At 36.8% G+C, this 17,686-nt stretch carries 9 protein-coding genes; 5 read left to right on the plus strand and 4 right to left on the minus strand.

Annotated features, from left to right (window positions below; genetic code table 11):
• The 4 genes from V4538_11600 to V4538_11615 form a co-directional block, all read right to left on the minus strand.
• Positions 1–3,152: metallophosphoesterase (locus V4538_11600; GenBank protein ID MES2381679.1), on the minus strand; the 3,152-nt coding region annotated here is incomplete at its 3' end.
• A gap of 120 nt (positions 3,153–3,272) precedes the next feature.
• On the minus strand, positions 3,273–5,111 hold the full coding sequence (locus tag V4538_11605) for a cytochrome c peroxidase (protein MES2381680.1): 1,839 nt from the start codon (positions 5,109–5,111) through the stop codon (positions 3,273–3,275).
• Positions 5,112–5,232: 121 nt separating this feature from the next.
• Entirely contained in the window at positions 5,233–6,813 is a 1,581-nt protein-coding gene (locus tag V4538_11610) for a DUF1501 domain-containing protein (protein MES2381681.1), read from the minus strand.
• A gap of 13 nt (positions 6,814–6,826) precedes the next feature.
• A complete protein-coding gene (locus tag V4538_11615; protein MES2381682.1) occupies positions 6,827–8,536 on the minus strand; it encodes a DUF1800 domain-containing protein in 1,710 nt (569 codons plus the stop codon).
• 208 nt (positions 8,537–8,744) lie between these two features.
• Between V4538_11615 and V4538_11620 the strand changes: the two genes are divergently transcribed.
• The 5 genes from V4538_11620 to V4538_11640 all read left to right on the plus strand — a co-directional run bounded on the left by V4538_11620 (position 8,745) and on the right by V4538_11640 (position 17,500).
• Positions 8,745–11,117: a 7TM diverse intracellular signaling domain-containing protein gene (locus tag V4538_11620; protein ID MES2381683.1), complete on the plus strand. Its 2,373-nt coding sequence runs from the start codon at positions 8,745–8,747 to the stop codon at positions 11,115–11,117.
• An 83-nt stretch (positions 11,118–11,200) separates the two neighbouring features.
• Entirely contained in the window at positions 11,201–12,445 is a 1,245-nt protein-coding gene (locus tag V4538_11625; protein MES2381684.1) for a DEAD/DEAH box helicase, read from the plus strand.
• 474 nt (positions 12,446–12,919) lie between these two features.
• Positions 12,920–14,050 (plus strand): T9SS type A sorting domain-containing protein, encoded by a 1,131-nt coding sequence (locus V4538_11630; protein MES2381685.1) that lies wholly within the window; start codon positions 12,920–12,922, stop codon positions 14,048–14,050.
• Between the two features lie 268 nt (positions 14,051–14,318).
• Positions 14,319–15,950, plus strand: coding sequence for a hypothetical protein (locus V4538_11635; protein ID MES2381686.1), 1,632 nt, complete (start codon positions 14,319–14,321; stop codon positions 15,948–15,950).
• Between the two features lie 14 nt (positions 15,951–15,964).
• The gene (locus V4538_11640; protein MES2381687.1) at positions 15,965–17,500 is read left to right on the plus strand and encodes a hypothetical protein; all 1,536 of its coding nucleotides are present in this window, start codon (positions 15,965–15,967) and stop codon (positions 17,498–17,500) included.
• Positions 17,501–17,686: the final 186 nt, after the last annotated feature.

A 17,686-nucleotide genomic window follows, 5' to 3' on the forward strand; every position in this document is an offset into this window, starting at 1 on the left:
GGTGGTAATACTTTTATGGTACGCGATGTTTGGCTTGTGTTGTTCCAAGTATAATTTCCAACAAATGATGCTGTTAAGGTAACACTATCGCCTAAATTAGCATTGATGGTAGTTTTTTGATTTACATTTTTAACCATAGTAAACTGGTCACGAATAACCCCATCAGCACAAATCCATTTAGCATCTAATCTGTTATTTTGTACTTCCAATATCATAGAACCACCGTTGGTAGCATTTGAGTAATACATGGCATTGTGTGGGAATTGGCTTCCTTGTGTTCCGCCTAATTGTCCTGCTGAGCCTGAAACCACATAAATAGTTCCTGCATTTACCAAAGTATCTTTTATGTATGGGCATGAATTGTTACTGCCATTATACTTACCTGTTGACTGGCTGATATTGTGCGTAAGGCTATCAAAACTAGCTTCTAAACCATAATGGCCTTTCATTAATTTTGAACGTTCGTAATCGTGGCTGTGACCAGTTAATATTAAATCAACACCGTAGCGTTCTAAAATTTTAATAAAATTTTGGCGGATAAGCATTAATTCTCCTTCAGTATCTGAATTATGCGAACCCATAGTAAATGGCGGATGATGCCAGTACGCTACTATCCATTGTTTGTTGGTATTGGCGGCTAAATCGTTTTTTATCCAGGTTACTTGTGCTCCTAATGTATCGTATAAACGGGTAGCATTGTTTTCTTTACCGTATGAGTCAATAGAAAGGAAATGAATGTTACCAATATCGTATGAGTAAAAAGCTTCTGTGCCTGATGCTAATCCACCTGCTTCCGCATTGGTAGGCATAGTAAACATATCATAATAAGGCATGTTATGATCGTTCTGACGAGCGCTGCTTCCATTTCCATAATCATGGTTACCAGGGGCAGGCCATAATGGATATTTTTTCAATAACTCATTTTTATAAATATTGAAAAACTGCGCTTGAAATTCAGCATCGGTTCCGCTTGAATAAGCATTGTCGCCAGATAAAAGCCATGAGTCCATATAATTATTACCCAGATAATTTACCAATTGGTTGTTTACATTTATTTGGTTGGTTGATGCATTACCACAATCGCCAATTACACCAATTCTGTATAGTTTACTGTTATCACCTTTTGCTGCTAATGTTCTAAAGTAGTTATTACTATCACCTTGTAGAGTATCAGCTAAACTACCTAAACTATAATAGTATTTAGTATAGGTACTCAATCCAGTAATTCTTAACTCATGTTCAGTTACCAAAGTTGAATCATCTTTTACAATATTTAATACACCTTTTGTAGTTCCTAATCTTATTCTGCTTTGTGCCGGATAATTGGTTCTCCAACGTATAGTAGCTGCATTTTGAGTAACCATTTGTAAGTATGGTCCTCTTATTAACGTAGCTGCTGGTGGTGGGTTAATAGTAAAACGTGCATTGCTTGTATCAAAAGTAGCTACGTTAGCTGAATCGCTAATACGTAATACACATTGTGTAGAAGGAGTATTAGGTACAGCCCAGTTATATGTGCCTAATGTAGCTGTAATAGCTGGAGCAACGGTATTCCATGTGCTTCCGTTTGTACTGTATTCAATTTTTACTTTGGCAATACTTGTATTGGCTAACCAATTAATAACATAATTAGTACCTGCATTAAGGGTTTCTCCTCCGTTTGGAGCAGATACAGTAATAGGTATAGTTGGTGTTTGATTACCTTTTAAACGTAAGTTGAAACTTACATCGGAACTGGTTCCACTTTGTTGGTGTATTTCTACAGCTATGGTATTCCATCCATTTACAAAATAGGTTTTTGCTAATGTATATAGTTGGTAATTTATTTCATCAGATCCACCAATAGCTGCCGGTGCAAGTGTAGTGTAAGTAATGGTACCTGTAGGTAAATTATCTCTCCATACTTCGTTTCCATTTACGTATACAACAGCACCATCATCGCGCACTACTTGTAATGAGAAATTATTGAAATCGTTTAAGTTTGGTATGTATACTTTTTTACGAAAATAGGTAGTAGTATATTTATTAGAGCAAGAAGGATTTTGTGTAACAGTACCACAAGCATTAATAATAGTTACTTCATCACCATCACCATAACCAAACTCTGCATTACCTGTGCTCCAACTTAAATCGTTAAAAGCACTGTCTCTCCATGCAGTGTTTTGATTAGAACCATTGTCCAGATATTTCCATGCAGTTCCAGGTTTAATTAAAGTATCAGATGCTATCGTAAAGTTAGCATTACTAGTATCAAAAGAAGATACATTTGCAGAATCACTTACCCTGATACTATAAGTACTGCCGGGCGTATTGACCGCATTAGGTAATGTCCAAGTATAAAAACCTAAGTTGCCCGCTACATTATTGGCAATGGTATTCCATGTAGTTCCATTGTTTGAATATTCTAATTTAAGTGTTTGTATTCCGTTGGCGTTAAAGCTAATATTTTTAGTAGCACCAGCTTGCCATGTTTCACCGCCATTGGGTATTAACAGATTAGGAAAAACCTGGTATTGAACAACCAGTTCCGGTGCCAAAGTAGTGCTTCCATCGTAAGTGTACGCATTACGCACACCGGCTCCACGCCAAACAAAGCTCATAGCATTACCACTTTTCCAGTTGGTTCTGTTTACTATATTTTGTACAATGGTTTTTAAGTCAGGTGTTTTTTGATCAACGCCTCTGGTTCCTCCGGCTGTGGTGCCCCAAGTACTGCTTGTACTGCCTGTCCATATTACTGAATCTGTAGTTACTGCACGAGAAGATAAATTAAAAGAAGTACTGGTAAATGTAGCTGTACTGTCACTTGCTTCACCTTTAAAAATTATATTACCCAACGTTGCATTTTTATCACCCTTCGTAGCAAACTGAATATAAGCATTGGTAATAATAGCACCTTTCGGTATAGTAATGTTTCTGAAACGTGAACCAATTACTTGGTACTTGGTTCCATCAAGCATGTTTTCTAAATCAGAGCTGGTTAAGTCCATAGTACCAACAGTGCCTGTTCCGCCTGCAATTACTTCTTCCACATCATCGGTACCTGCGCTTACAAAGCGACTAAGTGTTACTGTTGTTTGTGCATTTGTAACAGCATGTGATAACAGGATTACCAATAGTAATCCTGTTAATTGTTGTATTCGTTTTCTCATAGTTTTTTTGTAAATTTTACTTTGCAAAAAACTATGTCGCATGTTACATCATGGTGAATACTGCTTTACCATAAAGTTACTCTTAAATGAACTAAATGTGTAATTAATGTTACCTGCTTTTTATTTAATACTGTATGAGGCAATTGGCAATTCGTCAGTTAATGATTTCATAAAACTGATGATGGATTTGATTTCCTTATCAGATAAATCGAGAGGTTTGGAAGGCAAAGTTTGGTGTTGTAAAGTAAGGCCTAAACCATTGCCACCACCTTTGTTGTAAAACTCCATTACCTCTTCTAAAGTTTTAAAATTACCGTTGTGCATATAAGGAGCAGTACGTTCAATATTTCTGATAGTAGGTGTTTTAAAAGCACCCACATTGTATTCAATAGGGAAAAAGTGAAAGCGGCCACTGTCGGCATCGCATGTTGGTTTGTTAAAATTGGTATTCTTAGTAGTACCTAAAACTTCCAGTTCTGTAATGGCATAATTGGGAGGTAATAAACCATTAAACAAAGGAGCAAAATGGCAAGTGCCACATTGTGCTTTACCCATAAATAAATTAAAGCCTTCTATTTGTTCATTGCTCAGCGCCTTTTTATCGCCACGCATATAATTATCGAATGGCGAATTCATAGGAGCGAGGGTACGTTCAAAACTGGCTATAGCTAAGGCAATGTTTTGAATAGATATAATAGAGTCTTTTTTGGAGTTAGGGAAATTATTTTGGAATAGCTGAAGCAGGCGTTTGTTTTTATTTAAGCGCTTAATTAACAAAGGAAGCTTGGCGTTCATTTCTTTTTTATTAAACAATACCTGTTCAATTTGTTCTTCCAAACTTTGCGCGCGTGCATCTAAAAACTGTCCGTGTTGAAAAGCTGCATACAATAAAGTGGGTGCATTTCTATTCACTACCGATATGCCATTAAATGCAATACTTTTTTCTAAATTATCAGTAAAATAATTTGTTGGATTATGGCATGAAGCACAACTTACCATTCCGTTCCCCGATAATGATTTTTCGAAAAATAATTCTTTTCCTAAGGCTGTTAACTGCTCATTGCCATTGTTTGAACCATTGGGAAACAAACCAATATTTAAAGCATCTTTGGCAAATAAATTTTGATTAGCCTGATGGGTTTTAGCAAGCGTTAAGTTTAAATCGGCAGCTAAAATTTTTAACTGGTTTTGAAGCGGCAAAGCGGCTTCAGTTAAAAAGATAAGTCGGTTAAAACTATCAAAATGGTTGGTAGTGTTTGTGAAGTCAAGTGCTTTTTGTAAGTACTTATTTACACTGTCTTTAACAGGGGTGGAGGTCCTGTTTAAATAAGGTGTTAATACGGCTTGTATGGATAAAAATACCTGATGCGATTCAAGAATACCGCTTTTTAATTCAGGTGCATCAAACCCGCTAATACCTAAAGTTATATTACGCAATAATTCTAATTGCAGGCTTTCTATTATTTTTTCATCGTTTACCGTTAATTCGTACAAAAGCGCATTTAAATCGTTAGCGTACATATTTACCAGTTCTGCATTCGATTGTAGTTCTGCTAATAAACTGCTATCAATATTGTCTTCAAAAAGCAGCGCTTCTATGTATTGCATTCCTTTCGGATGTTGAAATTCCATGTGAGGTTCCTCTACCTCGTAAACCGGTGCTACATTAAATGGACGTGCCGTAACGGGAATAAAATACTCCAGAAAAAACTCAATTGGTTTGTAAGCTAAACGGCAGTTAACAAGTGCTTGTTTAGCTTGCTTTATGGTATTGCTATCCTTCGTATTAATGTTTTGAATAGCTGCTTTTAATTGGTTGGAAGTGGTTGCAAAAACTTTACTTTTAGCTTTGTAATAGTCTAGCGTTGAGTTAACACCAATAGATTGATTGGATGGAAAAATAAATCCAAAAGCAAAACAAAGGCAAATAAAAAAAGTGAAAAGTAAAGGCCGTTTCATGCTCAAAAATAAGCTTTGAACTGGTAGTAACTATATTTTTGCTATTATTTAACTATTAAACAATAAAGAGATAATAAGAAAGGTATTAGTTAATAATTTGTCAGCATTTACTTCCGTTATGTTATTTGGCTACAATCATGGTTTTCATCAATTGCGATTGACCTTGCTGTACCTGGTAATAATAAGTTCCGTTGCTTAAACTATCGGCTTGCATAACAACTTCGTGAGTACCCTTGCTAAAGTTATCTTCGGCTATGGTTAATATTTCACGACCCACATTGTCAAACAACCTGATTTTAACATAACCTCCGCTGCAAGTAAACCTAATAGTAGTTTGGCTAATTACTGGGTTAGGGAAGTTTTCAAGCACGCCTATTTTTGCCACTTCTGTTTCTTTAATACTGGTATTACCATCAGCTATAATATCAAGCAGCGGAAATGTTTTATTGAGCAATAGCGGGTTCAATTCAGCATCGCTTACATTAAACCAATATTTTAAAATACTGGCATAAATGGCTCTGAAATCAACCTGCATAGGTACATTATCGTTGGTAGTAACTACATCGGGAATAATAGGATTATTACCTGTAATGCCCGGTTTTACTTTTTTACCAAAAATAAATAATGGAGCAGCAGCACCATGGTCAGTACCTAAGCTATCATTTGATTTTATTCTGCGGCCAAATTCTGAAAAAGTCATACCCAACACACGCTCATCAATGGCTAATTTTTTCAAATCGTCCTGAAAAGCATTTACCGCCTGCGATATTTTTTGCATTAAATTAGCATGGGTTCCTGTTTCGGTAGCACTTGCATCAGTTTGCGAAGCATGTGTATCAAAACCACCTAAACTTACCATATATACTTGTGTTTTTAAACCACCTGCAATTAATTGAGCTACAATTTTTAATTGATCGGCTAAAGTATTTTGCCCTGCAGCCGGGTATAAAGTGGATAGGTTGGTAGCTTTATCGGCTGCAGCTTTAATGGTACCACTGTATTGTTGCGTTTGTTGGGCTACCAAACGTACATAAGTTAATTCGTGTCCGGCAGGAGTATTGGGTGCAGGGTCAACGGTTCCATTTACAAACTGATAAAAGGAGGTAGGGTCGGTAATAGACATGCCTAAACTGGCTTGATGGCCTTGCAATGCTGGTGAAACCATAGCACCAATTTGAATAGCCGGTGGGTCAGGATAATTGGTATTCGGATAATTGACAGGGAAATTTTCGAACTTGGTATCTAAATAACGGCCAAGCCAGCCTGTTTCTTCATTTACATTACTATCGCTGCCTGTAAGCCAAATATCAGTAGCTCTGAAATGAGAAAAGTTAGGGTCAGGGTAACCAACGCTTTGTACTATGTTTATCATAGCGTTGTCGTACAAGCTACGTATTTCACTTAAACTTGGGTGTAAACCTGTAGCCTGTGTTCCACTTAAAGTCAATACTTTGTTTTGTTGAATAATAATATTAGGGCGCGCCAACATTAACTTACTATATTGGTCCAATGGAATAACGGTGTTCAAACCATCATTTCCTCCATTAAGTTGTATCAGTACAAGTACCCTGTCTTCGGCTCCTGTTTTACCTAAAAACTGTACTATTGGATTGTCGGCTAAGGCTTGAATAGGGAAACCATTTATAAATAAAGGTATGGCGCTAGCGGTAATGGCTTTTTGTAAAAAATCTCTTCTTTTCATAATAATGGCTGTTTTAAATTAATTGAAACTCGGCTAAATCCATTAAGTATTTAAATAACCCTTGCAAGCGTGAGTAAACGGTTTGCTTTTTCATGGTATCGGTTGGGTCGGCTATATAGTCGTTCCATGCATCTGACCAATAATGATCACTGGCTTGTCCTGAAAGTAAAAACACAGTTTTTAATTGTGTTTTGGTATTGGCCGAAACATCAACAGCATATAATAAACCAAGTGATTCACTGATTACAGTATTGGGATCTTCTGGATAGGTTAACTGACTGGTAAACGCAATAGGGTCTAAAATAAGTTTAAAGCCTTGTCTGTTAAAACCAGTAGTAACTAATCCATCGCTTACCTGGTTTCGTTTTGGAAGGGAGTCAGAATTAATCCATAGTTCGTAAAACTGGGGCGATTGCCAGTATGCCGGCCAACCTGCTACATTTGGCGCATCGCCTATGTCTTGTCCAAAAGCCATTCCTAGTTGTTGTACATAATATAGATGAGCATACAATTGCGATACGTTTGCACTATCAGGGAATTGTAAATTAAAGGTACGTGCTAAACCAACTAAGTGATCTGTTGGTGGTTTTATAACACAACCCATATTGAGTACATCGTAAAAATGTTCACTTTTTAGCAAAGTGTCCATTACCGTTTTTATATTGTAATTGCTGTTTCTAAAAATGGTAGCCAAAGGAATAATTACATTCGTTTCAGTACTTGCATCAATGTTATAGTACACAAAAAAACGGTATATTTTTCGGCATATATATTTGGCTACTTCTTCCTGTGCAAAAATCATATTGATTAAATCATCCAATTCGGTTGCACCATTAGTTCCCATTTTGCCGGTAATTACGGTATTGTTATAGAATGCTGAAAATTGTTTATTGGTAGTATCATGTTTGGTTGAGTCAAAGAATGAGGTATAACCACTTCGGTTATTTCTCCATCCGGTCATAACCCTTGCCGCTGCTTTTACATCGTCTTCAGTATAATGGTTGGCTAGGTCTTTTCCTACGGTAAAAAGTTCTTGTAGCTCTCTGCCAAAATTTTCATCGGGTGCGGTTTTAGTGTTTTTTTCTCCGTTTAAGTACACCAACATACCGCAGTCCGTAGCCACTAAACGGGCAAATGTTTTAAAATTTCCCAAACAGTTTTGGCGCAACATTTTATGGTGGTCATAAGTAAATCTTGCTAATTGTATTACGGTTGATTCTGTGGCAAAATGATTGTGCCAAAACAAAGTCATTTTTTCTTTAATTGTTCGGTCTTGATTTATCATTAAGCCCATCCACCAAGCCTTAAATGATTGTCGCCTAACGGCAGTTAACGTAGGATTTTCGTTGGCATTTACCCATGTTTGTCCTAAAGGAACATCAGCATCGGGGAAGTTAACATTGGCACTGTAATGGTTAAGCGGAGGGGTAGGGTCTGTTACTGAAATATTTAGGAGGCTATCAACAGCCTGTACCATTGTTTTACTTTTTAAAAAATCAATATCGGCTTTGTTCACGCCAAATAAAGTTCTTCTGCACAAATGTTTAATTTGTTCTTCGCCCCATGCACCTTGGTATGGTGCAATACCCGTGGAGGTTTTTCGTAAACTAGTTGGTAATTCTTTGTTAATAGGATCCTTGTAAGGATAAACTGGAACTTCTTTTTCATCTAATACATTCAATGCTGCATTTTGAAAAAACTGTTTACGGTTAATTGGTGCCATAAAATAGTGGGATTAAAACAATAAAAAACTCAGACTGTTAAAAAGCCAAAAGGTTTAATAACGTTCCGTAAAATTATTTAAAAAAAGCATATTGTGTAATTTTATTTACTGGTAATAAGTAGTTTATGGGTATGTATATTCTTTTTTAATAATTACGAAATCTGCCGGCATAAAATTTCCGTACATAAGGCTTAAGCCTTATATAATAATGAAATATTTATTTTACGTTTTAATTTGTATTACAAGTAAAGTTGCGTTTGGGCAGTTACTTATTTCAACCAACCAAAATCAATCCTATGCGTTGTATCCGTACACACAGATAGCAGATGTTGGACAATCGAAATTTAGTTTAAGAGAGTTTAAGGCCAAAGCCTCCGGTTTGGAGTTTAAACCCGTTATGCATATGAATGCCAATATTGGTTTTACAGCTAATTATTACTGGTTAACTTTTAGCGTACAAAACAATACTGATGTTAAAAAAACGTATTATTTAGAAACAGCACGCCCCATTACAGACTATGTACATTTATATACGGAGTTTACCAATGGAATGATCAAAAGTCAGGAGAGTGGCGATGCCATGCCTTTTGCTGAACGCGATTACGAACACCGCAAAACCATATTTAAAATAGAACTACCCGCCAATGAAAAAGTGAACTTTTATTTAAATTTAAAAAGCGATGGCGAGGTTATAAACTTACCTTTAAAATTAAGTACGGCTGATGAATTAATTATACAAACCTATAAAGAGCAATTAGTGTATGGCATTTTTTATGGCATATTGTTATTAGCTACCATTACCTATTTGTTTTTTTATTTTGCCCTTGACGATAAAAGTTTTTTATATTACTGTTTGTACGTAGGTTTTGTTGGCTTACTCCAGTTTGCACTCGATGGGTTTTTTTATCAGTATTTTGGTCCCAATGCAGGCATACTTTCACTAAAGGCAGTTATTATTTTTGCTGCTTTAAGCACCCTGTTTTTTGTTAAATATACCCAGTGGTTTTTACATGTAAGCGAACATTTTAAAAGTTTAGACAAAATATATAAAGGGTTGTTTATAGCTATTTTGGTTTTATTTATTGTTTGTGTTTTAGCGCCCCAAATACCTACATTAAGTTATACCATTATTAATGCCATGGCTTTGTTGTCGTTGGTTTTAGTTATAGCAACGGTAGTTGTTTCCATTATAAAAAAAGTAAAAGTCGATCCTTTTTTTATAGCAGGTATTAGTTGTATGGTACTTGGCTTTACCATATTTATACTCAATAATTTTAGCATTATACCCAATTCATTTATTACCGAAAATAGCTCAAAATTAGGAACAGGTTTAGAGGTTATATTTTTATCACTTTCCATGTCCAACAGAATCAGGAAACTAAGGAGTGAAAAAGAAATGGCACAGTCTATAGCTTTAAAAAAATCGGAAGACATGAACGATGTGAAGTCGTATTTTATGAATAACATGAGCCATGAATTGCGGACCCCTTTAAATGCTATAATGGGTATTGCCGATGTAATGTTGAGCGAAAATATAGACCCTAAAATAAAAGAGAATTTTGAAATTATTAAATATTCATCGCAAGGTTTACTCAGTTCAGTAAACGATATTTTAGACTTTAGCAAAATAGAAAAAGGCGAATTAAAGTTAGATTATGTAGAGTTTGAACCCGTTCAGTTATTTATTCAGATTAACTACAGTGCCAATAAACAAGCCCTCGATAAAGGCTTATTATTTACTTATGAAGTAGATGAAAATTTACCATCCTTACTATTGGGCGATAACGTTAGGTTAAGCCAAATAATGAACAATGTAATTAGCAATGCCATTAAATTTACCAATGTAGGTTGGGTTAATGTACGCGTTAAAATAATAGCCCAATACGATAACGAAATTGTTTTACAAATAGCCATCAGCGATTCAGGTGTTGGTATTCCTAAAGAAAAAATAGAATCTATTTACGAGTCGTTTAGTCAGGAAAGTATTACTAACAAACGCAAGTTTGGTGGTTTAGGTCTAGGCTTATCCATAGTTAAAAAACTAGTTGATTTACAGGGAGGTAAAATTAACATAACAAGCAAAACTGGCCAAGGTACAAATTGTACCATAGAGTTACCCTTTACTATAATTACTCAACCGCAAATGATAAACGAACATATACAAAAAGAAGAACCCGTTGAAGACAATGGGGTCAATATTTTACTGGTAGAGGACAACGCCATCAATCAATTAATAATGAAAAAAATAATGAATAAATGGGAAAATGTTCGTTATGCCATTGCCAATCATGGCGAAGAAGGATTACAATTATTACAGCAAGACCATTTTGATATAGTGCTCATGGATTTGCAAATGCCCATAATGGATGGTTACGAAGCAGCTACGGCCATTAGAGTAGGTACAGCAGGAGTGAGTAATATAGATATTCCTATAATAGCCCTTACTGCCGATGTAATGGAGGGAACAAAAGACAGGGTGAAGCAGATAGGTATGGACGAATACATGTCCAAACCCGTTGACCAAAATATGTTGTACCAAACCGTTATGCGTTTAATACAACAGAAACAAAATAAAAGCTGAGGGTAAACAAGCCTATATTTAGTAAGCAAGGAATTACTATAATATTAGCTTATATTGCATCAATAAAAAACAGTATAAAACTTTTGACTTTTCACGATTTTAAATTTAATAAAACCCTGCTTGATAGTTTAGATGCAATGGGTTTTGAAACACCTACTCCAATACAACAACAAGCTATACCAGTAGTAATTGATAACAAAGATTTAATTGCTTGTGCCCAAACAGGTACAGGTAAAACAGCCGCTTATTTACTACCCGTAATGAATAATATAATTAACGATGGCTTGGGTAAACTAAGCACCTTAATTATAGCACCCACACGTGAGTTAGCCCAACAAATAGACCAACAGGTAGAAGGAATGGCTTATTTTACAGGCATTAGCTCAGTAGCAGTATATGGCGGAAGCGATGGACAAGTATTTGTGCAACAGCAAAAAGCCATGCGCGAAGGAGCAGATATAGTAATAGCAACGCCCGGCCGTTTAATAGCCATGCTTACCTCCAGCGGTTCAGTTGATATGAGTAATATAAAACACTTAATATTAGACGAAGCCGACCGTATGTTGGATATGGGTTTTAATGACGACATTAACCGAATAATAGGTTATTTACCAAAAGATAGACAAACCCTTTTGTTTTCAGCTACCATGCCCCCTAAAATACGCATGTTAGCCAACAAAATATTAAGACAGCCCGAGCAAATAAATATAGCTATAAGCAAACCGGCCGAAGGTATTTTACAACAGGCTTATATGGCTTACGATAACCAGAAAACAGCGTTGCTTAAAAATATTTTAAACCAAAAAGATTTTGGCAGCACTATTATTTTTGCCAGTACCAAGGAAAAAGTAAAAGACCTGGACAGAGAATTGCGCAGAAGCAATTTATCAATTAAAGCATTTCATAGCGACTTAGAGCAGGTAGAACGCGAAGCCATTATGAGCGATTTTAGAAACCATGCCGTACAAATTTTAATAGGAACCGATATACTTTCACGTGGTATAGATGTAAGCGGAATAGGTTTGGTTGTTAATTACGATGTGCCGGGCGACCCCGAAGATTATATACACCGCATAGGCCGTACCGCAAGGGCTGAGAGTACAGGTACAGCCATTACTTTTATTAACCCTAAAGATGCACGTAAGTTTTTCGATATAGAAAGTTTAATAGGTTACGATATTCCAAAATTGTCATTGATGCCGGAGTTAGGCGAAGCACCACTTTACCAACCGGAGGTTAAAATAAAAAAAGACTTTAGCAAAACAGGTTTTAAGAAACCATTTAAAAAGAAAAACTTTAACAAGAGCAATTCGACTAAGCCTAACTAGCAGTTTACCGGGCCTATTTAAAAGAGTTTCTTATCTTTTTTTGTTTTCTGAAACCATTATAAAAGCCAAGGTAATAGCCTACCAAAAATGGAATCATTAATAATCCTACTACTAAAATACATATAACTGTTATATCAGAAACACTCAAACTGTCTATCACTGCGTGTGGCATACTTTCTTAAATTCTATTCGTTTATTTAGCCTCCAAACATACAATACATATAGCATGCATTATGTAGTGAAAACACGGTATTTATAGTAGAATATATATTTTCATCTACTTAAAAATAGCCCTGTTTTAAATGTACTTTTATTGCTGTTTTTTAGGCTAAACTATTATTTGTAAGAAGTTAACACTATCTCGTTATTCATACTTTGTAATGCCGTATGGTAAATAAAAGGAATAAGATTATGTTTGTTTGCCGACCAAAAGCAGTAATAAATGGCAGCCATACAACAACAAACCATTACAAAATGAAACAACTTATTACCTTACTTGCTATAGCTATATATTCATTAAACTTACACGCACAAACCGACAGATTATTAGGTTGCAGGGCAGAGGGGAGTGGAGCCATATTCAGCTCGTTAAACAATGCCAATACCGCCTTTGCCGATATTGATACCATACCCAATATGAAGCTGAGTAGTTCAGGCGAAAGTGCTTTTGATGTAAACAATAACCGCTACTTTATTAAAACCAGTTTAGGCATTACCATTATGCATTCCGAAACAGGTGCACTGGTAGATACCATTAGTGCAGGAAGCGTTATAAAAGGCATAGAGTTTGACTTAAACACCAATAAAATAGTAGGATATAAAAAAGTAGGCAATGCACAAATATTTACGGCATTAAACTTAACAAGCAGAAGCATTACCACTATTGATACCTTATATGGTGTAAATGTAATAACACCCGGTGAAAGCACTTTTGACCTTAGTGGCAGCCGCTATTTTACCATAACAAACTTAGGAATAACCATTATAAACGCACAAACAGGAGCCATTATAGAAAGCATTGGCAATACAGCCGATATCAATAATTTAGAATATGACTCCGTTGGAAACAGGTTGTTAGGCGTACGCTGGGATGGAGATGTAGAAATACTGACAGCTTTAAACCTTACCGATAAAACATTTACCGATATAGATACACTGCCCAATGTAAATGCCATTATACAAGGTGAAAGTACTTTTGACAGAAGCAATGGACATTATATTATTAAAACCAATTTAGGTATTACCATTATAAATGCCCAAACAGGAGCCATTACCAATCAACCCAACAATTTAGGCGCATTAAAAGGTTTAGAATATATTAATAAATCAATTGCAGTTGGTATACCAAACATAGCAGTTGAAAATACAGTGAATGTTTTCCCTAACCCGTTTAATACCTATACTACCGTTCAGTTAAATATACCTGCCAAGCAAGTAACGCTGGCTGTTTACAATGTAAACGGACAACAGGTAAATACCACACATGAAGCATTTGGTAATAGCTTAATTATAAATAAAGCCGACTTACCTGCCGGCATTTATTTTATGCACTTACTACAAAACGATACAAACAATATAGTAAAAAAACTAATCATAACCGATTGATAAAAGGATAAATACTGATACCAAAAGAGTGTTTTCCCTATTTTGTAGAGTAGTTATTACCCTATGAAAAAAGAGTAGTTTTCCTATGCACATAGGGTGTTTTCCCTATTGTTGTTGACACAAACATTCCGCAAACTTGTACTCCAAAAAATAACTGATTGCACTTATACAAAGTGTAGGCATATTATATTTTGTAAGTATTAACAGTTACGGACGAAGCTGAAAATCCGCTAGAGAGTAAGCAAAGCAACAACAACAATACATACTCATGTCAACTTTTCAATTTATGCCTCCTGCTAACATACAGGATTTTGCAAACGATGCAAGCAACCAAGCAGCGTTAATTAGTTTATGGAATAACAACATCAATGGATTTATTCAACAAGGTATGATGGGCAATCCGTGGAATGCCACCAATGCACCCGTACCTACTAATTATTTTAATCCGCTTGTAAATAATCCGGATGGGCAAATAATGCAAGCTATTCCTTGGCCTGCTTTTCCGGGTAGGTTGGCTTATAACTACCCAACACTTACGCAGGTTGAGTTGTTTGCTTTAGCCGATACAGGTTTGGCACCTGCTGATATTAATAACAACCCATGCAATACAGCTACAGGTAATAACGTTCCTTATTTTCCGTATGGTCCGCGTGGTTGGCAGGATGAGTATTGTGAGTGGGCTGTTACCCGTAACAGCGAAGGTAAAATTACCCGTATTGATTTTACTTGCGAGAACCCCGAATATTATAATTCAGTTTGGTTAATCAGCCCACAAAAAGTATTAGAGCTATACCAAAACACATTAAACAAACCACAAATAGTATTGAACGATTTATGCGTATTAGATAGCGAAAACAATCCGGTTATCAATCCGTCAACAGGGCAGCCATTATACAATCCATTAAACAAATGGAATATAGGTTCCAACTCAACCGCTAAAACAGGTGGTGCTATGCACTTAACCAGTACACCCAATACCATACAAACCGAAATAGGTTTGGCTTGCGCTTCGTCAGTACAACGCAATGGTACCTTTACCGATAACAATGCATTGCTTTGTTGCGGGCAATACGGGCAACCACACAGAAACAGCGACCCGACTATAGGCGCCCAGGTAAATGCTTTTGTAGGCGAGGGTTACTCTGTAACATTGGCCAATCCTCCAGGCTTATATATACAAACACCTGATTTCTCCAGTTACGTGGCGCCTGATAATGCAGACTGCTCGGAGTTTTGGACTATAGTACGTGGAGCAGCATCAATGGACGGTATGCCCGGTAATTTTATATTACATGCCGTTTTTGAAGTACCCTCATCAAAACCATACGTAGTAGGCGATATATTAATTGGCAAGCAAAAAATCAGTTGGGGCTCACAAGTTACCAATACCTTTTTTATGCATATAGTAGCAGCCGCTTACAGCTCCTCAACACCCCAAAGCTACTCCTGTGTAGGCACACCAACCCCTGACCGAACCTTTGCGCAACCCCTGCAGTTGTTTTACGAAACAGTATACAATGCCATGTATCCTTCACCGGTACCTAACCCCGTAAGGCATCCAATAGCCTTGTTAAGTAACAGCACCTATATAGCACCATTTATTAACCAGGGTACTACCGCCAATATGGTTATTACGGCAGATACCTGCACCGCAGTAGCCGGCAATGCATCAACCTACCCAACAATTACTTTTGACGGAACAGGTATAACAGCAACCGTAAACAGTGTAGCGCCTGTTACCTATGCGGTACCCGGTAATTCACAACCCAGTACCTATACCGCTTTGTTTGTTACCGTAACCGTTGCTGCCAATGCTACCCAAGGATACAGAAGTTTAAGCGTAGCCAATGTGGGGCAATCCAACCCAATTGCTATGCCAGCTCTGTTAAATGTATTGTAATCTATTTACAGCCTATGAAACAAATAAAATTACCCCTGTCAAAACAGCACATTGGTTTAGTTGGCATGTTAACTATATGTATTGGTTTTTGGGCCTTTACCGGGATAGAAAAAAATGAAAATAGCCAGCCTAACAATTACGATAGTTGTGCGTGCTTTTCGCCCAATAACCAACTATCCAAACTAACCGTATATTTTAACAACCAAGTACCCGGTGATACCAAGCGGCCATTTACCAATCAGTCGCAAGCCGACTGTTTTGCATGGTCAGAGTTTATAAGCGTAAACTGGCCAACCAAAGGAAACTATTTTGGCGACCCGAACGATTTTTCACCCGTTGCCTGGGAAACTTATATGCCCCGAAACGTATTGTTTCAGGCCAATGGAAATCCGCCTCCCGCATGGGGTACACTCGTATCAAACGAGTTTGCAGCCAAGTTTAAAACAGAAAAATTAATATATAATAAATCAACAACCAAAGTGCTTACCTTTTTAGGTACAGGTGTCGATACTACTATTGACCTTGTTTTTGGCGACCCGAATCAGGCAGCACCTTTCGGGCATCCCAGTTGGTTAGGTGCACAAAACGGAGTGAACCTGTGGTACGAAATATTATTGAATAAAGACTATTATGATTTTGTAGTAAAAACAGGCTATTACAATGCCAAAACACAACACGACTCCGCCAAAGCAGGCATCCCTCTAAACTTTCCACAAGGCGTTTATAACGGACAAGTAGGAGCCATTGAAATAAAAGCGGCTTGGATGGAACTAACCGATACCATTTCAGCACACTGGAACCGTTATAAAAAATCAAAGGCTTATGTGTTAGACCCCGGTACCCGTAAAATGAGACAAGCCACTGTTGCTTTGGTAGGTATGCACATACTGCATAAAACAACCACTCAACCCACATGGGTATGGGCTACGTTTGAGCAAATAGACAATGTGCCCGATAAAACAAGACCAGCACCACCTTATGGTTACAACTTTTACAACAGCAATTGCAAAGCACAACAATTAAATGTTCCTGCTTCCGCATTGGGATACGACTCATTGACTTCACCAGTAACCATTCCCTGCAATGCCAATATACCGCCACCTTATTATTTAAAAGCAGGCATGAAATCCGTGCCTTTACAATTAGAACGTACCAATATAATTAATACCACCAATGCGCAACCAATTAATACCAATATGCGCGATACCATTAAAAAGTATTACCCAAAATCAGTATGGCAATACTACGAATTGGTAGATGTAATATGGTCGCAGCAGGTACAGCCTAACCCAACAAAACCTATTAATGTACCCAGAAATTTAAATCCCGGTTATATGAATCCCTTAACCATTGTGGCCAATACCACCATGGAAAGTTATGTGCAAGGTACCAATACCTGTACCAGTTGTCATATATACGGAACCATAGCCGACTACCCGCCAGACTCCGTAAACAATACCATTTTCGGTGATTTTAGCTTTGCCATAGGCGATGCTAAATACCCAAAACCTTTACAGACAAAATGGAAAACAAGTAAAGGCAAACACTAACTAAGAAACAACCTCTAAACAATCATTCATATATAATCCGTAGCCATTAACTATGTGGCTACGGGTTTTGAATGATAAATAATTTATCAAAGCTAGCACACGCTATAAGCGTGTGCTATTCTTTTAAATATTTTAGTAAATTTAAACACCTAATACAAAAAGGATGCGAGCGCAGGCCAGACAAAA

This window comes from Bacteroidota bacterium, from assembly GCA_040388375.1.
Lineage (GTDB): Bacteria > Bacteroidota > Bacteroidia > UKL13-3 > UKL13-3 > JAAFJM01.